The organism is Gordonia sp. NPDC003422 (assembly GCF_053588675.1).
Genome location: NZ_JBSFQL010000020.1, coordinates 34,341 through 56,344, shown reverse-complemented (window position 1 = coordinate 56,344; position 22,004 = coordinate 34,341). Strand labels below are relative to the sequence as shown.

Annotated in this window: 19 protein-coding genes, 2 pseudogenes and 1 riboswitch; of the genes and pseudogenes, 11 read left to right on the top strand and 10 right to left on the bottom strand. The window is 65.3% G+C overall.

The window, feature by feature from the left end; all coding sequences use genetic code 11:
* Positions 1 to 20: 20 nt before the first annotated feature.
* Positions 21 to 1,391, bottom strand: a complete 1,371-nt coding sequence (locus ACWDTF_RS17205) for a M1 family metallopeptidase (protein WP_240856146.1) — start codon at positions 1,389 to 1,391, stop codon at positions 21 to 23.
* Between the two features lie 239 nt (positions 1,392 to 1,630).
* On the opposite strand from ACWDTF_RS17205, the gene ACWDTF_RS17200 reads away from it, so the two are divergent.
* Positions 1,631 to 2,062: a DoxX family protein gene (locus tag ACWDTF_RS17200; protein WP_449754728.1), complete on the top strand. Its 432-nt coding sequence runs from the start codon at positions 1,631 to 1,633 to the stop codon at positions 2,060 to 2,062.
* Positions 2,063 to 2,156: 94 nt separating this feature from the next.
* Here ACWDTF_RS17200 and ACWDTF_RS17195 read toward each other — a convergent pair whose 3' ends face one another.
* On the bottom strand, positions 2,157 to 2,726 hold the full coding sequence (locus ACWDTF_RS17195) for a hypothetical protein (RefSeq protein ID WP_240856144.1): 570 nt from the start codon (positions 2,724 to 2,726) through the stop codon (positions 2,157 to 2,159).
* 136 nt (positions 2,727 to 2,862) lie between these two features.
* On the opposite strand from ACWDTF_RS17195, the gene ACWDTF_RS17190 reads away from it, so the two are divergent.
* From ACWDTF_RS17190 to egtD, 3 genes are all read left to right on the top strand, one after another.
* Positions 2,863 to 3,360, top strand: coding sequence for a DUF5709 domain-containing protein (locus tag ACWDTF_RS17190; protein ID WP_449754727.1), 498 nt, complete (start codon positions 2,863 to 2,865; stop codon positions 3,358 to 3,360).
* Positions 3,361 to 3,560: 200 nt separating this feature from the next.
* On the top strand, positions 3,561 to 4,835 hold the full coding sequence (egtB, locus tag ACWDTF_RS17185; RefSeq protein WP_240856142.1) for an ergothioneine biosynthesis protein EgtB: 1,275 nt from the start codon (positions 3,561 to 3,563) through the stop codon (positions 4,833 to 4,835).
* On the top strand, positions 4,832 to 5,788 hold the full coding sequence (egtD, locus tag ACWDTF_RS17180) for an L-histidine N(alpha)-methyltransferase (RefSeq protein ID WP_240856141.1): 957 nt from the start codon (positions 4,832 to 4,834) through the stop codon (positions 5,786 to 5,788). The genes egtB and egtD overlap by 4 nt, the downstream gene beginning before the upstream one ends.
* Here the strand turns inward: egtD and ACWDTF_RS17175 are convergent.
* Positions 5,775 to 6,821, bottom strand: a complete 1,047-nt coding sequence (locus tag ACWDTF_RS17175; RefSeq protein ID WP_240856140.1) for an LLM class flavin-dependent oxidoreductase — start codon at positions 6,819 to 6,821, stop codon at positions 5,775 to 5,777. The genes egtD and ACWDTF_RS17175 overlap by 14 nt on opposite strands.
* Positions 6,822 to 6,970: 149 nt before the next feature.
* Between ACWDTF_RS17175 and ACWDTF_RS17170 the strand changes: the two genes are divergently transcribed.
* Positions 6,971 to 7,351 carry an SHOCT domain-containing protein gene (locus tag ACWDTF_RS17170; protein WP_240856139.1) on the top strand — a complete coding sequence of 127 codons (381 nt, stop codon included), beginning with the start codon at positions 6,971 to 6,973 and terminating at the stop codon, positions 7,349 to 7,351.
* Positions 7,352 to 8,001: 650 nt separating this feature from the next.
* On the opposite strand, the gene ACWDTF_RS17165 is transcribed toward ACWDTF_RS17170, so the two are convergent.
* Entirely contained in the window at positions 8,002 to 8,796 is a 795-nt protein-coding gene (locus tag ACWDTF_RS17165; RefSeq protein ID WP_240856138.1) for an HAD-IIA family hydrolase, read from the bottom strand.
* A gap of 132 nt (positions 8,797 to 8,928) precedes the next feature.
* Here ACWDTF_RS17165 and ACWDTF_RS17160 point away from each other — a divergent pair, with 132 nt between their 5' ends.
* Genes ACWDTF_RS17160 through ACWDTF_RS17145 form a run of 4 tightly spaced genes read left to right on the top strand, consistent with a single transcriptional unit; the run spans position 8,929 to position 14,633 of the window.
* Positions 8,929 to 9,912: an ABC transporter permease gene (locus tag ACWDTF_RS17160; RefSeq protein WP_240856137.1), complete on the top strand. Its 984-nt coding sequence runs from the start codon at positions 8,929 to 8,931 to the stop codon at positions 9,910 to 9,912.
* A 1-nt stretch (position 9,913) separates the two neighbouring features.
* Complete coding sequence (locus ACWDTF_RS17155) at positions 9,914 to 10,900, top strand: ABC transporter permease subunit (RefSeq protein WP_433257708.1); 987 nt, start codon at positions 9,914 to 9,916, stop codon at positions 10,898 to 10,900.
* Entirely contained in the window at positions 10,897 to 12,951 is a 2,055-nt protein-coding gene (locus tag ACWDTF_RS17150; protein ID WP_433257710.1) for a dipeptide ABC transporter ATP-binding protein, read from the top strand. Before ACWDTF_RS17155 ends, ACWDTF_RS17150 begins: the two co-directional genes overlap by 4 nt.
* Positions 12,948 to 14,633: an ABC transporter substrate-binding protein gene (locus tag ACWDTF_RS17145; RefSeq protein ID WP_433257712.1), complete on the top strand. Its 1,686-nt coding sequence runs from the start codon at positions 12,948 to 12,950 to the stop codon at positions 14,631 to 14,633. Before ACWDTF_RS17150 ends, ACWDTF_RS17145 begins: the two co-directional genes overlap by 4 nt.
* Positions 14,634 to 14,643: 10 nt before the next feature.
* Here the strand turns inward: ACWDTF_RS17145 and ACWDTF_RS17140 are convergent, their stop codons facing one another.
* From ACWDTF_RS17140 to thiC, 3 genes are all read right to left on the bottom strand, one after another.
* On the bottom strand, positions 14,644 to 14,988 hold the full coding sequence (locus ACWDTF_RS17140; protein WP_449754726.1) for a VOC family protein: 345 nt from the start codon (positions 14,986 to 14,988) through the stop codon (positions 14,644 to 14,646).
* 29 nt (positions 14,989 to 15,017) lie between these two features.
* Positions 15,018 to 15,872 carry a bifunctional hydroxymethylpyrimidine kinase/phosphomethylpyrimidine kinase gene (thiD, locus tag ACWDTF_RS17135; protein WP_449754725.1) on the bottom strand — a complete coding sequence of 285 codons (855 nt, stop codon included), beginning with the start codon at positions 15,870 to 15,872 and terminating at the stop codon, positions 15,018 to 15,020.
* Positions 15,869 to 17,557, bottom strand: a complete 1,689-nt coding sequence (gene thiC, locus ACWDTF_RS17130; protein WP_449754724.1) for a phosphomethylpyrimidine synthase ThiC — start codon at positions 17,555 to 17,557, stop codon at positions 15,869 to 15,871. Before thiC ends, thiD begins: the two co-directional genes overlap by 4 nt.
* Positions 17,549 to 17,662, bottom strand: a riboswitch (TPP riboswitch). (Overlaps the previous gene by 9 nt.)
* A gap of 229 nt (positions 17,663 to 17,891) precedes the next feature.
* Here thiC and ACWDTF_RS17125 point away from each other — a divergent pair.
* The gene (locus tag ACWDTF_RS17125) at positions 17,892 to 18,239 is read left to right on the top strand and encodes a GNAT family N-acetyltransferase (RefSeq protein WP_355273088.1); all 348 of its coding nucleotides are present in this window, start codon (positions 17,892 to 17,894) and stop codon (positions 18,237 to 18,239) included.
* A gap of 255 nt (positions 18,240 to 18,494) precedes the next feature.
* A pseudogene (locus ACWDTF_RS17120) lies at positions 18,495 to 19,249 on the top strand (siderophore-interacting protein).
* 79 nt (positions 19,250 to 19,328) lie between these two features.
* Here ACWDTF_RS17120 and ACWDTF_RS17115 read toward each other — a convergent pair.
* The 3 genes and pseudogenes from ACWDTF_RS17115 to ACWDTF_RS17105 all read right to left on the bottom strand — a co-directional run.
* Entirely contained in the window at positions 19,329 to 20,354 is a 1,026-nt protein-coding gene (locus tag ACWDTF_RS17115) for an ABC transporter substrate-binding protein (protein ID WP_449754723.1), read from the bottom strand.
* 50 nt (positions 20,355 to 20,404) lie between these two features.
* Positions 20,405 to 21,727, bottom strand: coding sequence for a wax ester/triacylglycerol synthase domain-containing protein (locus ACWDTF_RS17110; protein WP_355273084.1), 1,323 nt, complete (start codon positions 21,725 to 21,727; stop codon positions 20,405 to 20,407).
* A pseudogene (locus ACWDTF_RS17105) lies at positions 21,724 to 21,993 on the bottom strand (acyl carrier protein); the annotation flags it as partial. The pseudogene ACWDTF_RS17105 and the gene ACWDTF_RS17110, both read right to left, overlap by 4 nt.
* Positions 21,994 to 22,004: the final 11 nt, after the last annotated feature.

Sequence of the window (22,004 nt, the reverse complement as noted above, 5' to 3'; positions counted from 1 at the left end):
CTCTCATGTCGCGGCGAACGTCAGGCCGGGCCCGGATACGGCGGCAGCGCAGGAGTGAAGAGCCACGCATCCCACAGCGGATTGAGCGAGGTGGTCGAGAAGTTCGCGGCGAGTGCGATGAAGTCCTCGGTGGTCACCGACCCGTAGCGGTATTTGTCGGTCCACCGGTGCAACAGCGCGAAGAAGTTGCCGTCGCCGATCGTCAGTCGCAATGCATGCAGGGTCATCGCGCCGCGCTTGTACACCCAGTCGTCGAACATCTTTCGCGGACCGGGGTCGGCGAGCGGAACCCGCACCGGCGCGGCCGCGAGTTTGGCGTAGTAGTGGCGTGCCCATTCGTCGGCGCTGCGTCCGCCCGACCGCTGACTCCACAACCATTCGGCGTAGCAGGCGAAACCCTCGTGCAGCCAGATGTCGCGCCACCGCGCGAGAGTGACCGAGTTGCCGAACCATTGGTGGGCGAGTTCGTGTGCGACGAGGCGTTCCGCTGTGCGGTGACCGTCGCAGTGATTGGCGCCGAAGGTGGAGAAACTCTGTGCCTCGATGGGGATTTCGAGGTCGTCGTCGGTCACCACGACGGTGTACTGCGGAAAGGGATACGGCCCGAACATCTCGACAAAGGCGTTGACCATCTCGGTCTGCCTGCCGAAGTCGTGGCGAAAGGTTTGCACCAGTCGGGGCGGGACGAGCGCCGACACCGGAATCGGCTTGGTACTCAACGAAACCGGTTTGTACTGGCCGATCTGGATCGACGCGAGGTAGGTGGGCATCGGCTCGACCTGCTGGTACACCCAGGTGGTCTGGCCGGCGCGGGCACGTTTGGACTCGAGCACGCCATTGGCGAGGGCGTGATACGGACTGTCCGTGGTGATGGCGAATCGGTACGGCGCCTTGACGCTCGGGTGGTCGTCGCACGGGAACCACGACGCCGCGCCGTTGGGCTGGTTGGCGCACAGCGCGCCGTCGGACAGTTCCTCCCAGCCGACCTCGCCCCATGGCCCGCGGATCGGCCGCGGTCCACCGTGATAGCGGATGAGGATGGTCAGCGCGCCGCCGGCGGGCACCGCGCTGTCGGGAGTGATCGTGAGTTTGTGACGACGGTGGCTGTAGTGGGCGCGCTTGTCGTTCACGGTCACTCGGTCGACGCGCAGCGACGCGGCCATGTCGAGGGTGAATCGGGCCAGTTCGACGTAGGACGTCGCGGTCAGGGTGGCCACGCCGGTCAGCCGGTTGCTGGCGACCTTGTATTCGAGTTCGAGATCGTAGCGGGAGATGCGATACCCGAGGTTGCCGTTGTGCGGCAGATACGGATCGAGAGTGTCTGCGGGCGTACCGAGAACGGGCTGCCGGGCCGACGCACCACGCGAACCCGAGCCAGACTTTCCCGGCACTGATTCTCCTCTTCCGGTGGTCACGGGTTGATTGCGGTTGTGCCGGCGGCGTCTCGATTGTGTGGAATCGCCACAGTGGATTCGCCCGTCAACCAGACTCAGAGTACCCGCCGACCCCCGGTTGCACCGGTACCGGTCCGGGGATGCGTGAAGACGGTGCGCATGGCTACTGTGGGGAATAATCGGACCGTGGTCCGGTTAAACCATTCGGTCGGGACCGAACCCAAGGAGAGACGTACATGGTCGGCTTCAGCACGGTCGCGCAGTTTCTAGCGCGTTTGATTCTCGGTGTCATCTTCATCGCACACGGCTGGCAGAAACTGCACACCAACGGCATCGATGCCACCGCGACGTTCTTCAAGTCGCGCGATATCCCGATGCCCACGACAGCCGCCTACGTCGCGACGTGGGTCGAGTTGGTCGGCGGGATCTTCCTGATCATCGGACTGCTGCTCCCGCTGGTGGCCGTCCTGCTGATCCTCGACATGCTCGGCGCCATCTATTACGTCCACTGGGACAACGGATTCTGGGCAACCAACGGCGGCTGGGAATGGCCGGCCGCGCTGATCGCCGGACTCCTGGCCGTCGGTTTCGCCCCGTCGGGCCGAGCCGCGGTGGACGGTCTCGTGATGAGTCGCAGGCGGCGATCGCGGGCGACCGTCGACGGCTGATCCTTCGATTGCGATAGAAGCCGACCGTCAGTGCCGTAGATCTGCGCCACCTGGTGACTCAGATCTACGGCACAAGGCGTTCCGGACGTCCGCCTCAGGCGATGGCCAGGCCCTCGCGCGTGATCGCGGCGTCGGATACGGGCAGGCCCGCGATCACGCTGTTCAGCGACGCCAGCAGGTCCGCGCTGTGGCGCAGGCGCACGCCGTCGATGAGCCCGGGTTCGATCATCGCGCTGTAGTCGGCGTCGCGCCGGTAGACCGCGGCGGCGCCCAGCAGTCGCGCGGCCTGCTGCGGGTCGGTGTCCCACAGCGCGTCGGCGGTGGTGAGGTAGAGCCGCAGGGCAGGTGGGTAATCGTGCAGGTGCACCAGCGCCCAGGCCCAATGCTTGGCGACGTCGACGGTGTCGGCCTCGGCGCGTCCGTGGGTCCGCACGTACTTGCCGTGCAGTTCGCTGCACAGCGGCGTGCAATCCGACCACATCTGCAGTTCGGATGTGCATCGCACGCAGTCGTGCAGATTCGACAGATATCTGGGTGAATAGGGCCCTTCCCGTCGCGCACGGATCTCCCGCAGCACCGAGAACTCGGCCAGTGCGTGAGTGTATTCGCCCGCGGAGAGCAAGGCCTGGGCCTCGGCCTGCATTTCCTCGATCACCCTGTGCATTGTCGCCGATCGGGCCTGGTTGATACCCCGATTCGGGCGAACCGATGAGGGATCGTTGTGCGAGGGTGACGGACGCCATGACATTGATGGCGCGGTATCGCCGAGCAGCGAGGGCCCCGGGCATATCGTGAAAGGTATGAACGACATCGGCAGCACACCAGAAGGTTCGGACGGCGAGTACAGCCTCGACGACGACGATCAGCTGCAACCGGGCGACACTCTCGACGACCGCGGCGTCGAAGATGTCCTCGACGAGGGATATTCGCCTCCGGACTTCGCGCCGAAGGGTGCCGTGCACGGGCTCACCGCTCAGGAGATGCGTGAGGGCGTGACCCTCGACGAGCGGCTCGCCGAAGAGGAGCCCGACGTCGGCGCCACCGATCCGCTCGACGACATCGAGGCCGACCGGCGCGACGAATCGAACTGGGAATCACACGAATCCGACAGCGACGACGAGTTCCCCGAGAACGACGAGGTGGGCGCGACCCGCGCGGGACGGCTGATCGCACCGGACGCCGGTTCGGGCATCGACACCGACTCCGACGTGTTCGCCACCGACGCCGGCATCGACGGGGCAGGTGCCTCCGCCGAGGAAGCTGCCGTGCACTACATCGATCCCGACGCGCGACAGTAGGGCTCCTGACCAGCAGTGACGCTGTTTTGTCGGTGGTCTCTGGTGGACTGGGTATGGGTGCGTGTCGCGTCGTTCGTTGCAACGACCGTCGTTGACACGTCCCACCCGCGCGGACACGATGGAAGGTGGAGCTCGACGCCAGTCCGCCGGTATCACCTGTACCGCCGCCTTTGAAACCGTCGCCACCCCGAGGATGCCCAATGAGCATTACCGAGCACGTTTCCACCGATTCGCCCAACGGAGTGACCAGTCCCGGCCTCACGCCGTCTGTCGTTTCACGATTTCTCGACGTGCGGTCGACGACCGACGCGCTGACGGCGAGCCTCTCACCCGAGGACCAGACTCCGCAGTCGATGACCGACGCGAGCCCGGCCAAATGGCATCGCGCCCACGTCACGTGGTTCTTCGAGGAATTCATCCTGCGGCAAGACCCGGACTACGTCGTCTATGACGAGACCTTTCGCTACCTCTTCAACAGCTACTACGAGGCGGTCGGCGCCCGACACCCCCGTCCCGACCGCGGCCTGGTCACCCGGCCCGGCGTCACCGACGTCACGCGCTATCGCGAGTATGTCGACGCCGCGATCGTGTCGGCTCTCGAGCGGGGGCGTCTCGACGCGGCTGCACTGGATCTCGTCGAACTCGGTTGCAATCACGAACAGCAGCATCAGGAACTGATCCTGATGGACATCAAGCACCTGTTCTCCACGCATGCGTTCGCGCCGGTCTACGTCGATCGTGCCCCCGACGAGTCGTCGTCGGCTCATCCGCTGTCGTGGCGTCCGTTCGCCGGAGGCGTGCACGAGATCGGCCATGCCGGAACGGGATTCGCCTACGATAATGAAGGGCCACGGCACCGGGTCTTCCTCGAGGACTTCGAGATCGCCGATCGTGCCGTGACCAATGCCGACTGGCTGGAGTTCATGCACGACGACGGCTACCGCCGGGCCGAGTTCTGGCTGTCCGACGGGTGGGCCCGCATCCGTGAAACCGGTTGGGATGCACCGGGTTACTGGCATCACGACGATGGTGAGTGGTCGACGTTCACGCTGTCGGGCCGACGCCCGGTGGTGCTCGACGAGCCGGTGGCGCACGTGTCCTTCTACGAAGCGGACGCCTACGCGCGTTGGGCGGGTGCCCGATTGCCCACCGAGTTCGAGTGGGAGATCGCCGCGGCGGCAACGGGATCGGTGCGCGGGCAACTGCTCGATCCGGCCCGATGCCACCCGGGGCGGGCCGGGGTCACCATGGTCGGCGACGTGTGGGAGTGGACCGCGAGCGCCTACCTGCCCTACCCGGGATTCGTCCCGGCCAACGGGGCGGTCGGCGAGTACAACGGAAAGTTCATGTCCGACCAGCATGTTCTGCGCGGCGCGAGCGCGGTGACCCCGAAGGGACACGAGCGGATCACGTACCGCAATTTCTTCCCGGCGTCCTCGCGCTGGGTGTTCTCCGGCCTGCGGCTGGCCCGATGACCGTCGAACTCGGCAGTCCGCTCGCGGCCGACGCACTTGCCGGTCTATGGCAAGACCCGCCGACCCTGCCGGTGAAATGGCTGTACGACGAACGCGGCAGCAAGCTGTTCGACGAGATCACCCGACTCCCGGAGTACTACCCCACCCGGCGCGAGACGGCGATCCTGACAGCGCGCGCCGCCGAGATCGCGGCGGTCACCCAGGCCGAGATGATGGTCGAACTGGGGTCGGGCACCTCCACCAAGACGCGGTTGCTGCTCGACGCCTTCGCCGCGCACTGGGAGAAGTGCACCACCCGGCTCCGCTATGTCCCCGTCGACGTCAGCAACGAGATCCTGGGCACGGCAGCGGAGATCCTGTCCATCGACTACCCGTCGGTCGACGTGGTTCCGGTGGTCGCAGACTTCACCGAACCGGATCTGCCCCTGCCCGCGGCGTCGGGGCCGCGGGTCGCGGTGTTCCTGGGCGGCACCATCGGCAATTTCTACCCGGAGGACCGCGCCCGGTTCTATCAGCGGCTGGCCGGCTCACTCTCGCCCGGCGACTACTTCCTCATGGGTGCCGATCTCGTCAAAGACACCGGCCGGCTCGTCGCCGCGTACAACGACAAGGCCGGTGTCACAGCCGATTTCAACCGGAACATGATCGAGGTGCTGCGCACCGGACTCGACGCCCGTGGGCTGTACGCCGACGACTTCGACCACATCGCACGCTGGAATCCGGTCGACCACCGCATCGAGATGTGGCTGCGGGCGCGGCGCGACGTCGCTGCGTATTTCGAAGTGCTGCAACGGCCCTGGCGGATCTCTGCGGGAACCGAGATCCTCACCGAGATCAGCACCAAGTTCGACGCCGCCGACCTCGCGTCGGAGTTGGGCGACGCGGGCCTGCCGGTCGTCGCGTCCTGGACCGATCCGGCCGGGGATTTCCTCCTGGTGCTCAGCCGTCGCTGAGTAGCTCGCGCACACGTGGGATCACCTGTGTGCCATAGAGTTCGATGCTGCGCATCAGTTGGGGATGACCAAGTGTGCCGTGTGAGTACTTCAGGTCGAAGCGGCTCAGGCCCAGTGCGGAAACGGTGGCCGCGATCTTGCGCGCCACAGTCTCCGGTGACCCGACGTAGAGGGACCCGCCGGGTCCGGTGGAGCGGTCGAACTCGATCCGCGTCGGCGGTGGCCAGCCACGTTCACGGCCAATACGTGCGACGTAGGTCCGGTAGTGCGGCCACAGTTCTTCACGGGCCTGCTCATCGGTGTCGGCGACGTGACCGGGGGAGTGCACGCCCACCGGGAGCCCGTCGTGCTCGAGTTCACGCAGAGCCCGGTGATAGAGGTCGACGTACGGCTTGAACCGCAACGGGTCGCCGCCGATGATCGCGAGCATCAACGGAAGGCCGTAACTCGCAGCGCGGACAACGGATTCGGGACTCCCGCCGACCGCGATCCACGTGGGCAGGGGTGCGTTCTCCAGTTGCGGGTAGACAATCTGGTCGCGCAGCGGACCCCGCGTCGAACCCGACCAGGTGACCGGCCCACCGCCACGTAAGGCGTCGAACAGTGCCAGTTTGTCGGTGAAGAGTTCCTCGTAGTCGGCGAGGTCGTACCCGAACAGCGGAAACGACTCGGTGAACGAACCGCGACCGAGGATGACCTCGGCGCGGCCCGACGACAGGGCGTCGAGCGTCGAGAACCGTTCGAAAACCCGGATGGGGTCGTCGGAGGACAGCACGGTGACCGCCGAACCGAGACGTATGCGACGGGTGCGGGCGGCGATGGCGCCCAGCACCACCTCCGGCGCCGACACCGCGTAGTCGTCGCGGTGATGCTCCCCGACGCCGAGGAAGTCGACACCCACCTGATCGGCGAGAATTGCCTGGTCGAGCAGGTTGCGCAGCGTCTGCGCACCGGAGATCAGCGAGTCATTCTCGTCGACGGTGACGTCGCCGAAGGTGTCGAGGCCGAGCTCTACGTTCTCTGGAGTTGCCATGTCCTCACCTATACGGGATGAATGTCTGGGCACAAAGCCCTGTTTACGCCGGGCAGCTATCGCCTGGTGCCCGAGCGTGTGACATGCTGTTGCCGCAGTCAACGAGCCTCGTTGGCGACCCGACTCTTCAGCAAGAAGGAGCTAGCCCAATGTGGGACTCGTTCTGGGACTTCATCTGGTACACGATCGTCATCTTCGCGTTCGTCGCCTACCTGATCGTCCTCTGGCACATCATCTCCGACCTCTTCCGTGACAAGGCGTCCTCCGGTTGGGCCAAGGCCGCGTGGGTGATCTTCCTGATCATCTTCCCGTACCTGACGGCCATCGTGTATCTCCTCGCCAAGGGCAAGGGGATGGCCGAGCGTCAGCGCGAGGCCTACGCCGAGGCCAAGAAGGCCTCCGATGCCTACATTCAGTCGGTTGCCGGCGCTACGCCCGCACAGCAGATCTCCGAGGCAAAGTCCCTGCTCGACGCGGGTTCGATCACGCCCGAGGAGTTCGAGGCACTGAAGGCCAAAGCACTCAGCTGACCCAGCTTCACCGAAGGCGCCCGCACACTCGATGTGTGGGCGCCTTTGCTTCGCCCTCCGTTGGCTGGCATGCGAGCCTGCCCTCCGCTGGCTAGGTGCGAGCCTGCGAGCCATTAGCCCCCGGCGAGATGACATCGTTGTCTCACCACGCCCTTCGAGGCGAGCAAGCTCGCACCTAGCCAGCGGGCGGGGCGCTTCGGGCAGATCCGTTTATTCAGCTCAAAGCGCGGGGCAACGAGCTCGTCCGGATCAGCGACCCACCCGCCGACCTCGTCGGCGATCGTGGAGGCGGGACGAACGTTGCCGCCCATGCGGCTGGGGAGCTTCCGCGCGGCCGGCACCGCGACAACCAGAGCCGAATTGGAGAATGCGAGTGCTGCAGCAATCGCATTCTCCAACTCAACTCGAGTTCTCACAGCTCGACGCGGGACGTGACCAAACACAAACCCAGGCCGCACCCGACCTGGCCGGTGATGCGCCCCGGGGTGCCCTCAGACCACACCCTGTGCCGAATCGGCCCAACTGTGTGCTGCAGCACACAGATTCTCCAACAGGACACAGAGCGTCTGGACCGCCTCCGCGCGGCAGACTGCGTCTCCCCAGGTCAGCGCGGTGGTCGCTTAACTCTTCGGATCAAGAGTGGCGGATTCTCACCAGGTCGGTGGCGCCGGGAACGGATCCTGCGTACGCCCGACGAGGTCGGCGACGGATTCGATGACCATCGTCGGACGGTACGGGTACATCTCCACCGACGCGGCCGTGGAGATTCCGGACAACACCAGGATCGTCTGCATGCCGGCTTCCATGCCGGAGATGACGTCGGTGTCCATGCGGTCGCCGATCATCAGCGAATGCTCGGAGTGGGCGCCCATGCGTCGCATCGCGGTCCGCATCATCAACGGATTGGGCTTCCCGACGTAGTAGGGTTCGCGGCCGGTCGCCCGGGTGATCAACGCGGCGACCGCACCGGTTGCGGGCAGCGACCCACTCGTCGACGGCCCGGTCGCGTCGGGATTGGTCGCGATGAACCGGGCGCCGCGTTCGACCAGCCGGATGGCCGTGGTGATCGCCTCGAACGAGTAGGTGCGCGTCTCGCCGAGCACCACGTAGTCGGGGTCGGAGTCGGTGATGACGTAGCCGATCTCGTGCAGCGCGGTCGTCAGCCCCGATTCGCCGACCACGTACGCCGTCCCTTCCGGTCGTTGTGATTCCAAGAACCGGGCCGTGGCCAGGGCCGACGTCCAGATGGACTCCTCGGGAATGTCGAGGCCGGAGCGCAGAAGCCGGGCGCGTAGATCGCGTGGCGTGCGGATCGAGTTGTTGGTGAGCACGGTGAACGGGGTGCCGGCGGATCGCAGTTCGGCGAGGAAGGTGTCGGCGCCGGGAATCAGGTGTTCCTCACGGACCAGCACGCCGTCCATGTCCATCAAGTAAGTCCAGTCCATGACAGCCGATTATCGTCGCGTCTATGGCATCGGTGGATGAAACAGGGCGCAACCGCCGTCGCGCTGACACAATGTCTGTCAGTCCGGGGGTCGATCGAGTCGGCGCCCACCGATGATCAACGTGGAGCGGATGTGATCGCGTACCTGAGCAAGCGCATCGCTGTATGGGCCTTGCTTGTGTTCGTGGCCACCAACTTGACGTATTTCCTGGCCAACGCGATGCTCGACCCGCGATCCAACTATGCCGCGCGCCGGCCACCCCTGCCCGAGGCTCAGGTCGACGCGACACTGTCGGGCTACAACCTCAACGACAAGGTGCCGATTCTCGAACGCTGGTGGACGTGGCTGAGCGGCATCCTCTTCCACTGGGATTGGGGCAGGACGCCCCTCGGATTGAGCGTCAACGAGCAGATCAGCTTCCGGATGATGTCGTCGGTACAGTTGCTGGCCGCGGCGACGATCCTCTCGACGCTCCTGGGTATCGCGGTCGGCGTCTACACGGCTCTGCGGCAGTACAAGCTGTCCGACCGTGCCTGGCAGTTAGTCTCCCTCGCCTCCATCAACCTGCCGGTGCCTGTTCTCGGACTCGGCATCGTGCTGCTCGGAATCTCGGTCAACCAGGCACTCGGAAACACCGTCGTCTACGTATCGGGGTCGGAGAGTCTGGGGATCAGCGGGTTCTGGGCGGTCGCGGGCGACCGTGCGCAACACCTGATCTTGCCGACGCTGACCTTGGTGATCGGCGGCTACGCGGGATTGCACCTGCTGCAGCGGTCGCTGCTGCTCGACACCATCAACTCCGACTACGTCCGCACGGCACGCGCCAAGGGCCTGACGCGGGGACAAGCGGTGCGCAAGCACGCACTGCGGACCGCGATCATCCCGGTCGCGGTAGGTATCGCCTTTGCGATCCCCGCGGTTTTCACCGGTGCTGTCTTGACCGAGACCATCTTCGCCTGGGAGGGCATGGGGCGGTATTTTGTCAGTTCGATCAACACCAGTGACATCAACGGAGTGGTGGCGGTCGCTGCGTTCGGTGCCGCGGCGACGGCTGTGGGCGCGATCCTGGCCGACATCGTCGTCGTGTATCTCGACCCTCGAGTGCGGGTGAGCTGACATGTCGAATCTTCCCCAGGAACCGAATCGCACCGGATCGGGCGGCCACGACGCCGCATCCGTGCCGATCATGGGCGAGAGCGGCGGCCTGCTCGCCGAGAGCGACAACTCGACGGCCCCGCTCGCGCATCGTCGGTCGGGTCGCACCAAGATCCTCGCCAAGAGATTCATGCGAAACCGGTCGGCGATGGTCGGCCTGGTGATCTTCGTGCTGCTCGTCCTGTTCGCGCTGTTCGGTGGGATGGTGGCCAAGTACTCCTACACCGACGTCGACTTCTTCGCGATCGCGTTGCCGCCGTCGCCGGAGCACTGGTTCGGGACCACCAACGCGGGCAACGACCTGTACGCACAGGTGGTCCACGGCCTGCAGCGGTCGTTGACCATCGCGATCTGTGTGTCGGTCGGGACCGCGGTGATCGCCGCCCTGCTCGGCGGGTTGTCGGCGTACTTCGGGGGCTGGGCGCAGCGAATCATCCTGGGTGCCATCTACATTCTGCTGGTGGTGCCGTCATTCCTGATCCTGGCGTTGGTGTCGACCAGCACCGGCGGCGACTGGCGATGGCTCGTGGTGGTGCTGATCGCCTTCGGCTGGATGATGCTGGCCCGAGTGATCCATTCGATGGCCTTGTCGCTGCGGGAACTCGACTACGTCACCGCCGCCCGGTACCTCGGTGTGCCTGCGCTCGTGATCATCGTCCGGCATATCCTGCCGAACATGGCGTCGTTGCTCGTCTTGAATCTCGCGCTCGGGGTGGTCGCCACCGTGCTGACCGAGACGGGCCTGTCGTTCCTCGGTTTCGGCGTCAAGATCCCCGACGTCTCGTTGGGCTCGCTGCTGCAATCGGGCAGTGGTTCACTCGAGTCGTCGCCGTGGTTGTTCTGGTTCCCGGCCGGAGCCCTTGCGTTGCTGACCATTTCGATGGCGCTGATCGCCGATGGCTTGCGCGACGCCTTCGACCCCACCTCCACCAAGGGTGCCGCCTCGTGAACGACGTGGTGCTCGAGGTGGGTGACCTGCGTGTGTCCTTCGGCAGCGAAGCCGGTCGGGTGGAGGCCGTTCGTGGGCTGTCGTATGAGCTGCGTTCGGGTAAAACCACGGCGATCGTGGGCGAGTCGGGCTCGGGGAAGTCGGTGTCGGCGATGGCCGTCCTCGGGCTGCTGCCTGACACAGCGCGCATCGACGGATCGGTACGGCTGCGCGATCGGGAGCTGATCGGACTGTCCGACAAGGACATGTCGTCGATACGAGGCCAGGAGATCTCGATGATCTTCCAGGATCCGTTGTCGTCGTTGACGCCGGTGTTCACCGTCGGATCGCAGATCGTCGAGGCTCTGCAGGCACATCAGCGGATCGCGTCGAAGCCGGCGTGGTCGCGCGCGGTGGAGCTGCTCGACCTGGTCGGTATCCCCGATCCGGCCAGGCGCGCCAAGGCTTTTCCGCACGAGCTCTCCGGCGGTATGCGACAGCGCGTCATGATCGCGATGGCGATGGCCAACGACCCGGCGGTCATCATCGCCGACGAGCCGACCACGGCGCTCGACGTCACGATCCAGGCGCAGATCCTCGACCTGTTGAAGACCGCGCAGCGCGAGACCGGTGCGGCGGTCTTGCTCATCACGCATGACCTCGGGGTGGTGGCCGGCACGGCCGACGACGTCGTGGTGATGTACGCGGGCAGGCCGGTCGAACGCGCCGACGTCGACACGCTCTACCAAGAGCCGCGGATGCCCTACACGATCGGGCTTCTCGGCGCGGTGCCCCGCGTGGACCGCCGCGTCGAGATGCTGACCCCCATCCCTGGTACGCCGCCAGTGCTGATCGACCCGCTCGACGAGTGCATGTTCGCGCCGCGGTGCCCGATCGCCATCGACGATTGCCGGAGCAGCGAGCCGCCGCTGCGGAAGATGTCCGCACACGGCCACGATGCGGCGTGTGTGCGCTCGGGTGAGATCACCGGGGCCGGCACCGTTTCCGGCGATCCGGTGTTTCCGGTATCAGACGTGTCATCGTCGGAATCCGCAGTGCCACGCGAGGATCGACCCGTGGTGCTCGACGTCGTCGGGATGCGGAAGTTCTTCCCGCTCACCAGTGGCCTCCTCAAGCGTCGGATCGGCACGGTGCGCGCGGTCAAGGGCGTGAGCTTCGACATCCGCGCTGGCGAGTGCATGGCCATCGTCGGCGAGTCCGGCAGCGGGAAGTCGACGACGCTCCTCGAAGTGATGGACTTCGCGCAGCCCGCCGGCGTGGTGCGAATCGGTGGGGTGGATCCGGCGTCGGTCCGCAAGCGGGCGGCGCGCTCGCTTCGCCAAGACGTCTCGATCGTGTTCCAGGACCCTTCCGAAGCTCTCGATCCGCGTTTCACCGCCTACGACATCGTCGCCGAACCATTACGCGCACTCGGCACTTCACGTTCCGACACCGAGGCCAAAGTGGCCGGGCTGTTACGACGAGTGGGCTTGGACCCGGTACATTCGGATCGCTTCCCGGCCGCGTTCTCGGGTGGCCAGCGTCAACGACTCGCCATCGCGCGTGCGCTGGCGACAGATCCGTCACTCATCATCCTCGACGAGCCGCTGTCGGCGCTCGACGTCTCGGTGCAGGCCGACATCGTCAACCTGATCCGGCAACTGCAGTCCGACGGCGATGTTGCCTATCTCGTTGTCGCACACGATCTGTCGGTGGTACGGCACTTGGCCGACCGGGTCGCGGTGATGTACTTGGGCGAGTTCGTGGAGGTCGGCGACACCGATCGCGTCTTCGACAACCCGGCCCACCCCTACACGCGCGCGTTGCTGTCGGCGGTGCCGATCCCCGACCCGGCCGCCGAACGCGCCCGCACGCCGATCGTGCTGAGCGGCGAGCAGCCGAGCCCCACCGCCGAGATCGTGGGCTGCAGTTTCACCGGGCGATGCCCGCTGTATGCAACACTCGACGACGAGCGCCAAACCCGGTGCCGGAGCCATCACCCGGAGCTGCGCGTCATCGGTGACGCCGACGACCACGCAGCGTCCTGTCATTTCATGGAGGTCAGCGTATGAGGGGTTCGGGCAAGAGCGGCTTGGGTAAGACACGGCTGTTGGTCGTGCTGGCCGCGGCGTGCATGGGTGTGGCACTGGTGTCGGCATGCGGGAGTGACTCCGACACCGGCGCTCCCATCTCGGTGACCGGCGCCCAGATCAACGAACAACCGCGCGACAACCTCCGCGAGGGTGGATCGCTCACTACTGCGCTTGTGGAGGTCTCACCGCAGTGGAACACCTTCCAAGCCGACGGCACGGCCTACACGCAGTTGTTGTGGCGTTGGTACAACCCGAACCTGGCGTATTTCTCACCCGACGGCGAGTATCGACCCAACACCGACTTCGTGACGAAGGTGGACAAGACCCTGGTCGACGGCAACACCGTGGTGACCTACACGCTGAACCCCAAGGCGTCCTACAACGACGGCACGCCCTTCGATTACCGCTCCTTCGTGACGACCTGGCAGGCCAACTCCGGTAGAGATGCCCGCTACGTCACGAGTTCGACCGACGGATACGACAAGATCGACTCGGTGACCCGGGGAGTCGACGATCGCCAGGTGGTCGTCCGCTTCAAGGGTGTCTACGCCTGGCCCGACGGGCTGTTCAACAATGTTCTGCACCCAAAGGTCGCAAATCCGGACTTCTACAACAAGGCCTATCTCCAGCAACCCCATCCCGAACTCGGCGCCGGGCCGTACACGATCGCGTCCTACGACCGCAATCAGGGCACCGTCGTGTTCCAACGGAATCCCAAGTGGTGGGGCAATCCAGGGAAGCTCGATCAGCGGGTGTTCCGGCAGATGGAGTCCCAGGCCTCGATCAATGCTTTCCGCAACGGGGAGATCGACGCCACTGGAGTGGGCACCAAAGATCGTTTGGCGCAGGTGAAATCGATGAGTGGCATCGACATTCGGACGTCGGCCACGCCGGCTCAATCCCTGATGGTGATCAACACCGATTCGCCGATCCTCGCCGATGTCCGAGTTCGTGAGGCGATCATGCGCGGCACCGACCGGGCGACGCTGGCGAAGATCGAGTTCAACGGACTCAATTACTCGGAGCCACTCCCCGGCTCGTTGTTGCTCTACTCTTTCGAGAAAGGCTATGAGGACAACCTCTCCGGCGTAGTGGACTTCAATGCCGACCAGGCCAAACAGCTTCTCGACCAGGCGGGTTGGACGGTCGGGGGCGACGGCACCCGGACGAAGGACGGTCAGCGGCTGACGCTGACCTTGCCGACGCTCGGCGACGATCCCACCGGGCAGGCCCAAGTGCGGGCCTTGCAAGCGATGTACAAGACCATCGGCGTCGACCTCAACGTGATCCAGCGTCCGTCGTCGGACTTTTCAAAGGTCGTCACCAACAAGGAATTCGACATCTTCCTGATGGGCTTCCAGTCCAGTGATCCGTTCGGAATGGCGTACTTCTGCCAGATCTGGTGCGAGAAGTCATCCTTCAACAAGAGTGGTGCCGGTTCGCCGCAGTTGGACGCCGAGATCGCACGGGTCGGGCAGATCGCCGATCCGGCAGAACAGATCGCGGCGGGAAACAAGGTGGAGCGCACCGCCTTCGCGCAGTACGCGATGCTTCCGTTCACCAACGGGCCCACCATGGTCGCCGTGAAGCAGGGACTCGCGAACTACGGTGCGGGGCAGTTCTTCGTCGGCCCGGTCGAGGACATCGGCTGGCAGAAGTAGGAGGGCGGCCTCACCGGTGCTTGAGCACGTTGACGACGTTTCCGGCCGGATCACGGAAGAAGAATCGGCGAACGCCCCACTCCTCGTCGGACAACGCGTGGACGATCTCGAGCCCGGCGGCCTCGGCGGCCGCGTGTGCGGCGTCGACGTCCTCGACCTGGAGGGAGGCGACCGGATTGCACGACGCGGTCGCATCTTCGGTCATCAGACTGAACTGGGCGACGTCACCGGAGCCGAGCGTGACGATCCAGCCATGGTCCATCAGCACCTCGAGGCCGAGGGTCTGCCGGTAGGCGGTGGTGGCGGCCGCGATATCGTCGACGGTCAGAATGGGTACTGCGCGTGACAGCTTCATTCGGCCACCATAATCGGTGACGGTGGCCGTTACGGCCGGCTCACGCGCCACAGAGGGTTGACGGGACCGTGCCCGGCACCCAGCGGGTACGCCGCAGCGAGACCCTTCGATACCCAACTCTTGGCGAAGGCAACCGCGTCGGGTACCGAATACCCGTGTGCGAGTGCGGCTGTGATGGCCGCGGCGAGGGTGTCGCCGGCGCCGTGGTCGTGGGGGGTGTCGATGCGCACGTGGTCGAACTCGTGGAACTCGGTGCCGTCGTAGAGCAGATCGGTGCTGCGGTCGGAACTCCGCAGATGTCCGCCCTTCACCAATGCCCACTGCGCACCCAGGCCGTGCAGAACCCGGGCCGCATCGCGTTGGGTGGCATCGTCGACGACGTCGATTCCGGTGATGAGCCGCACCTCGTCGAGGTTGGGCGTCACCACGGTGGCCAGCGGAATCAGCGTGTCACGCAACGTGTCCAAGGCCTCGGTGGCGAGAAGCGGGTCGCCGTGCATCGAAGCGCATACCGGGTCGACGACGAGCGGTACGTCGGAGCCGCGGCCCAGACCGGACTCTCGGCACTGCGCCGCTACCGCGTCGATGATCGGGGCCGACGCCAGCATGCCGGTCTTGGCCGCACCAATGCCGATGTCGTCGATCACGCAACGCATCTGGGCGGCCACCACGTCAGGAGTGATCTCCTGGAAACCGCTGACACCCAGCGAGTTCTGCACCGTGACCGCGGTGACCGCAACACAGGCATGAAGACCGAGTAGTGCAAAGGTGCGCAAGTCGGCCTGGATGCCCGCGCCGCCACCGGAGTCCGACCCGGCGATGGTCATCACCCGGATCGGGGTGGAACCCGGTGCGGCGGTGGGTAACAGCGGGACGTCCGTCATGTGGTGGTGGCCTCCAGGGGTAGATAGACGCGGTTGCCGGCCTCGACGAACTCCGCCGACTTGGCCGCCATCTCCTGCGCGATCTTGCGGTCGATGTCCTCGGCGGTGACGAGATTGTTCTCCTCGGCATAGGCGCGCACGTCGGCGGAGATGCGCATCGAGCAGAACTTGGGGCCGCACATGGAACAGAAGTGGGCGGTCTTGGCCGGTTCGGCGGGCAGTGTCTCGTCGTGGTACTCGCGGGCGGTGTCCGGGTCGAGGGCCAGGTTGAACTGGTCGGTCCAGCGGAACTCGAAGCGCGCCTTGGACAGTGCGTCGTCGCGGGACTGTGCACCCGGCAGTCCCTTGGCGAGGTCGGCAGAGTGCGCGGCGATCTTGTAGGTGATCACACCGACCTTCACGTCGTCGCGGTTGGGCAGCCCGAGGTGTTCTTTCGGCGTGACGTAGCAGAGCATGGCGGTGCCCGCCTGGGCGATCATCGCGGCGCCGATCGCCGAGGTGATGTGGTCGTAGGCTGGTGCGATGTCGGTCGCGAGCGGGCCGAGGGTGTAGAACGGCGCCTCCTCGCAGAGCTCTTCCTCGAGCCGCACGTTCTCGGCGATCTTGTGCATCGGGACGTGGCCCGGACCTTCGATCATCACCTGCACGCCATGGGATTTCGCGATCTTCGTGAGCTCGCCGAGCGTTCGGAGTTCGGCGAACTGCGCCTCGTCGTTGGCATCGGCGATCGAACCCGGACGCAGGCCGTCGCCGAGCGAGAAGGTGATGTCGTAGCGCGCGAAGATCTTGCACAGCTCGTCAAAGTGCGTGTACAGGAACGACTCCTGATGATGGGCAAGGCACCACGCGGCCATGATCGACCCGCCTCGGGAGACGATGCCGGTGACCCGTCGGGCCGTCAGCGGGACGTATCGGAGCAGCACCCCGGCATGCACCGTCATGTAGTCGACGCCCTGCTCGGCCTGCTCGATCACCGTGTCGCGGTAGATCTCCCACGTCAGTTTGGTGGGATCGCCGTTCACCTTCTCCAAAGCCTGATAGATCGGCACCGTGCCCACCGGGACGGGCGAGTTGCGCAGGATCCATTCGCGCGTCATGTGGATGTCCTTGCCGGTGGACAGATCCATGATGGTGTCGGCCCCCCAGCGCGTGGCCCACACCATTTTCTCCACTTCCTCGGCGATGGAACTGGTGACCGCGGAGTTGCCGATGTTGGCGTTGACCTTCACCGCGAACGCCTTGCCGATGATCATCGGTTCCGATTCCGGGTGCCGATGATTCACCGGGATCACCGCACGGCCAATCGCGACCTCGCTGCGGACCAACTCGGCGTCGACGCCCTCGCGAGCGGCGATATAGCGCATCTCGTCGGTGATGATCCCCGCGCGTGCCCACGCGAGCTGGGTGGCGGCGCCGTCGATGGGGTCGGGTCGCTGCCACGCGTCGCGGATGGGCGGCAGGCCGGCTTGGACGTCGATGTGCGCCGTCGAATCGGTGTACGGCCCGGAGGTGTCGTAGACGTCGAGGTGCTCGCCGTTGGTGAGGTGGATACGGCGCTGAGGAACGCGAAGGTGGTCGAGTTCGCAGTAGTGCTTGATGCTGCCCTCGATCGGGCCGGTGGTCAGCAGGTCGGCGTCGACGGTGATGTCGGTGCGCGAACCGGATGTGGGTATACGAGTGCCCATGAGATGTCTCCCTACGCCGGCATTACCCGGACAGGTTCAGGCGGTCGGCGACCGCCCGTCGCCATCTCAGCCCTCGGTGTCGTGAGAGCCCCCGCGATGTTGAGTTGTGGCTGTGAGTCAACCCCAGCGGTGCGAACGCACCGTCCGACACTCTACGCCCTATCCGACCGGACAGGATTGTTTGCTGTGCCTCCGTAGCCATGGCAGGGCTACGGTTCCGTAAGGTACTGTGTGACCCGAATCACAGTAGTGACGTGAGGCGCCTGGCTGGGGAATCAGGCGCACACGCCGTGGTCCGTGCGTAGTCGTCTGAGCATTTCCGGGAGGGAATCCGTTGAACAGGAAACATCGGCAACCGCCGCCGCAGTCCGCGCAGGCGATTCTCCAGCAGATCTCACAGGTCGTGCACAATCCCGAACGGGATCGATTCGAGTTGTGGGTGGCCGGCGACCTGGTCGGCGTGCTCGGCTATTCGACCGAGACGACCGACGGTCAGACGACGGTCACGGTGCTGCACACCGTCCTCTACGACGAGTATTCCGGTCATGGTCTCGGGACCCGGCTGACGCGGTGCGTCATCGGATACGTCCGCGACCAGAACGCGCGGTTGCGGCCGGTGTGTTCGTTCACCAAGCACTACGTCGACGCCCATCCGGGGATCGTCGCGCTTGCGCCGGCCTGATCCGACGAGTGCAGCAGTCGGTCTCCTGACCAGGGCAAATCCGTCAGCGTCGTACCCGAAAAATCTAGGGGAAGAACTTCTTCCCCGGGGTTCATGGTCGTCCGCGAGAATTTTCTGGGGGAGGACTCCAAGGGTAGGGGAAGAAGATTCCTCCCCTACTTTTGTGGCGGCGGATCGGGGTCGACGGTGGCCACCGAAGTCGAATGCAAGTTAGGGTAGGCTAATTTCGAAACTGCTGTCGACGGGAGGCTGATGATGACAGAGGTGTCCACCAAGGGGCGTGGCTGGCAAGGTGCCGTGCTCAAACTGCTGCGTGCCGACGACTTCGCGTTCACCGTGACCAGCACGGAACCGTCACCGATCACTACGTGCGCCTCGGATTCACCGGTGGCGGATTGCTGACGGAGGTCAAGCAACACCCGACGATGTGGGTGCGAATGTGGTTCGAGGACAACGGCAAGTTGCATCAGCGTGGCTACACGCTGGTCGACCCCGATCCGGCGTCGGACACTTTTCACATCGAGTTCGCCATCCACGACGGCGCGTCGGCACGCTGGGCGCAGCAGGCACAACCCGGCGACACGATCAATGCGACGGTGATGGGGTCGAAGTTCGAGATGCCCGACCCGCCCGCGAAGGGATTCCTGATCGCGGGCGACACGGCGTCGATGGCCGCGATCAACTCGATTCTCGACGCGATCTCGGCGTCGTCGGCGCCGGAAACGCCGGCCACCATCTGGTTTGAATACCAGCATGAGTCCGACAAAGATTTGCCGCTGCGATCGCGCGCTCAGGACACCGTGCACTGGATCGCCCGCGAGCGTTCTGGGGCAGCCCTGGTCGAGACGGTGAAGGCGGCCGCCTTTGACGCGAGTGGCCATTTCGGTTGGGTCGCACTCGATTCGGCGAGTACACGGGCTGTGACTGCAGCCTTCAAGAACGATTTCAACTTGGGTAAGAAGGCCGTCAAGGGTATGGCCTACTGGATCGAGGGGAAGTCCTTCGGCTGAGCCGGAAGGGATCTGCGCTCGCAGCTGCAACACACAAGGGCGGGACCGCAATTGCGGCCCCGCCCTTGAGTGTTGAAGTTCAGCTCTGCTTCGCCGTCGCGGCCAGGGCCGGGTTCAGGCGGTCGAGGACCCACGGGATCGACAGGACGCTCGGCGTGTTGAGCGCGTTGATCTCGTCGGAGGTGAGCGCCGGCGCGGCGCCGGCCTTCACTCCAGCGAGGTTCGAATAGCCTGGCAGACTGCGGAACTGCTGGTCGAGCTGTGGTGTCGCACCGGTTGCCAGCACCAGGTTCGCGTCGAGGACGGGTACGTTCTCGAGCCCGATGGTGAACCGAGGTGCGTTGCCCTGGCGAGCGCGCTCGGCCGCCACCGTCGGCGAAACCTTCAGTCCGATGCTGGTAAAGATCTGTCCCGCACCGTCATTGGGGTCGCCGAGAACCGAGATCTGTGTCGGCGTGTACATGAACGAAAGCGAGTACGTCTTGTCGGCCAGCCCCGGGTTGGCCGTCTTGACCGACGAGTACTTCTCGTTGACTCCGTTGATGAGCTCGGTGGCCTTCTCCGGTTCCCGCAGCGCGGTGCCGAGCACGGTCACGAGCTTGTCCCACGGGTCCACCGACGAGGCACTGACCGCGCCGATGGTCGGCGCCAACGCCGCCAACTGGTCGCGCAGCGCGGCCGGGGCGTACGACGGGACCAGGATCAGATCGGGGTTGAGCTTGGCGATCTGGGTGATCTGCGCGCTCGGGTCGGTCGGCGAGGTGATCGCCGTCGACGAGTTCAGCTTGTCGCTGGTCCAGGGCGCCTTCTGCGCCGGATCGGTCTGCCCGGTCAGATAGCCGACCGGCGTCACGCCGAAGGCGAGTACGGTGTCGATCCATTGCGTGCCGACGGCCACGATCCGTTGCGGCACAGCGGGAATCACCACCGGCTTCTGACCCGGCAGGTCGGCGATGGTGACCGGCGAGACGCTGGCCGGCGTGTCGTTCTCCTCCGGCGCACTGCATCCCGCGAACAGTCCGGCAGCCAGCAACGCGGCCAACAGGGCCGCGATCGGTGTGAGCGTCCGGGTGCGTGATCTGGGACGATTTCTACTTGTGGGCATGCACTTTCCTCAATCCCCGACGTTGTGGACAGATCTCGATGCAGCAAGACTCACTGCGCGGGTGTTGCCTCCGCTATGACCGCGTCGAACGCTTCGATGAAGCGTGCCGCGTAACCCGGCAGCGCCGCGGGATCGGCGACAATACCGAAGGTGGTTGTGCCACCAAGGATCAGGCACGTCACCGAGAACGAATAACCGACCAACGGCGACAGCGGTGTCAGGGCGGCGATCTTGCGCCCCAAAGCCGACCGGACCCGGGTGAATCCGGGGTTGATGCCGATGTGGATGTCGGGACTCATGCGGTCCATCGACGCGGCGACGATCTCCCGCATCTCCGCCCATGGCGGAGCCGGTTCCTGATCGTTGGCGACCAGCGCCAACTCCATACGCGACGATTCGACGATCGCGAGTTCGGCACGCGCCCGATCGATGTGACGATTCAGGTCGGACTCCGAACCGAGCAGGTTGAGCAGCGAGATCGCGACCGCGTTGCCGGTGTGCCGGAAGGACTGGTCGAGCGTGACCGGGAGTGTGACCCGGATGCTCTCGGATTGCGGCCCTTCGCCATTCGGCGCCGCGACGCTCAGGGTTTTGGCGATCGCGCCGAGGAGGAACTCGTGCACCGACGCATCGTGCGCCTTGGCGGCCCGACGCAGCGTGCGGGTCGACGCGCGATACAGCGCGATCTCCCGCTTCCCGGATTCTGTCAGTGCAGGCCAGTCGCGGCCGGCCTCGCCGTCCATCCACTGCTTCTCGAAGGCGACGCGGGAGGAGTGCAAGAGGTCCGGATCGATCGGCCCCGTGCGGAAGCGCGGGCTCGTGGCGAAACGCTCGAACTCGGAGAAGTCCCCGTCCTTGACATCGGCCAGCAGTCCGGCAAAGGCCGCACCGGCGATCCCGTCGGAGAGACTGTGGTGGACCTTCAGCAGGATCACCTGATCCCCGGTCTCCGACGAGGTCAGAAGCGTGACGCTCCAGAACGGATCCGGCCGTGGCAGAGGCTGTTCGAGCAGAGCCGCGATCCGTCGGTACAGATCGCCGCGGTCGGTGAACCGATCCTCGGTGACGTGCCGATCGACATCGACGTCGTCGTGCAGGACGATCTCCGGCTCGAGCTCGCGACCCTCGCGCACACCGATCCGGAACAGATCGAACAGCGAGACACGCTCGCGCACGCGGGCTCGCACTGCGTCGAGCGTCAACGCCGGGTCGCCGGGCTCGAATTCGAGCGCCATCGCCCAGTGTCCGTGGCGACTATCGGTGTCGGTGTGCAGGTAGGTGAAGTCGGTCGGACCGAAGTCGGTCACGGCCGGGGCGGTGGAGACAACGGCGCCGGGAGCGGAGCGAGCGGGCCGAACTGTTGCCGAACTCATTGTGACGCACCGCTCATCGTCGTGCTGCCCATCTTGGCGCGGATCGCGTTCTCGAGATCGCCGACCGTTTTGCATTCGTAGATCTCACGCTCGGTCAATGCGACGTCGAGACGTTCTTCGATGGCCACGACACCAATGGCGAACGCCACCGAGTCCAGGCCGAGATCGTCGATGAGCAGGGACGACTCGGTGACATCACCGAGCGAGAGGTCGAGGTCTTCTTCGAGGATGCTCTGCAGCGCCTCGTGAATCGAATCGGACATGTGTAACTCCTTTG

What these genes read in the sequence shown, in the direction of transcription:
- ACWDTF_RS17190 (WP_449754727.1), top strand. Translation starts at nt 2,863, where the DNA reads ATGAACGACATCGGCAGCACACCAGAAGGTTCGGACGGCGAGTACAGC.
- thiD (WP_449754725.1), bottom strand. Translation starts at nt 15,872, where the DNA reads ATGACGGACGTCCCGCTGTTACCCACCGCCGCACCGGGTTCCACCCCG.
- ACWDTF_RS17145 (WP_433257712.1), top strand. Translation starts at nt 12,948, where the DNA reads ATGAGGGGTTCGGGCAAGAGCGGCTTGGGTAAGACACGGCTGTTGGTC.
- ACWDTF_RS17200 (WP_449754728.1), top strand. Translation starts at nt 1,631, where the DNA reads ATGGTCGGCTTCAGCACGGTCGCGCAGTTTCTAGCGCGTTTGATTCTC.
- egtD (WP_240856141.1), top strand. Translation starts at nt 4,832, where the DNA reads ATGACCGTCGAACTCGGCAGTCCGCTCGCGGCCGACGCACTTGCCGGT.
- ACWDTF_RS17140 (WP_449754726.1), bottom strand. Translation starts at nt 14,988, where the DNA reads ATGAAGCTGTCACGCGCAGTACCCATTCTGACCGTCGACGATATCGCG.
- ACWDTF_RS17165 (WP_240856138.1), bottom strand. Translation starts at nt 8,796, where the DNA reads ATGGACTGGACTTACTTGATGGACATGGACGGCGTGCTGGTCCGTGAG.
- ACWDTF_RS17110 (WP_355273084.1), bottom strand. Translation starts at nt 21,727, where the DNA reads ATGAGTTCGGCAACAGTTCGGCCCGCTCGCTCCGCTCCCGGCGCCGTT.
- ACWDTF_RS17175 (WP_240856140.1), bottom strand. Translation starts at nt 6,821, where the DNA reads ATGGCAACTCCAGAGAACGTAGAGCTCGGCCTCGACACCTTCGGCGAC.
- ACWDTF_RS17195 (WP_240856144.1), bottom strand. Translation starts at nt 2,726, where the DNA reads ATGCACAGGGTGATCGAGGAAATGCAGGCCGAGGCCCAGGCCTTGCTC.
- ACWDTF_RS17155 (WP_433257708.1), top strand. Translation starts at nt 9,914, where the DNA reads ATGTCGAATCTTCCCCAGGAACCGAATCGCACCGGATCGGGCGGCCAC.
- ACWDTF_RS17115 (WP_449754723.1), bottom strand. Translation starts at nt 20,354, where the DNA reads ATGCCCACAAGTAGAAATCGTCCCAGATCACGCACCCGGACGCTCACA.
- egtB (WP_240856142.1), top strand. Translation starts at nt 3,561, where the DNA reads ATGAGCATTACCGAGCACGTTTCCACCGATTCGCCCAACGGAGTGACC.
- thiC (WP_449754724.1), bottom strand. Translation starts at nt 17,557, where the DNA reads ATGGGCACTCGTATACCCACATCCGGTTCGCGCACCGACATCACCGTC.
- ACWDTF_RS17170 (WP_240856139.1), top strand. Translation starts at nt 6,971, where the DNA reads ATGTGGGACTCGTTCTGGGACTTCATCTGGTACACGATCGTCATCTTC.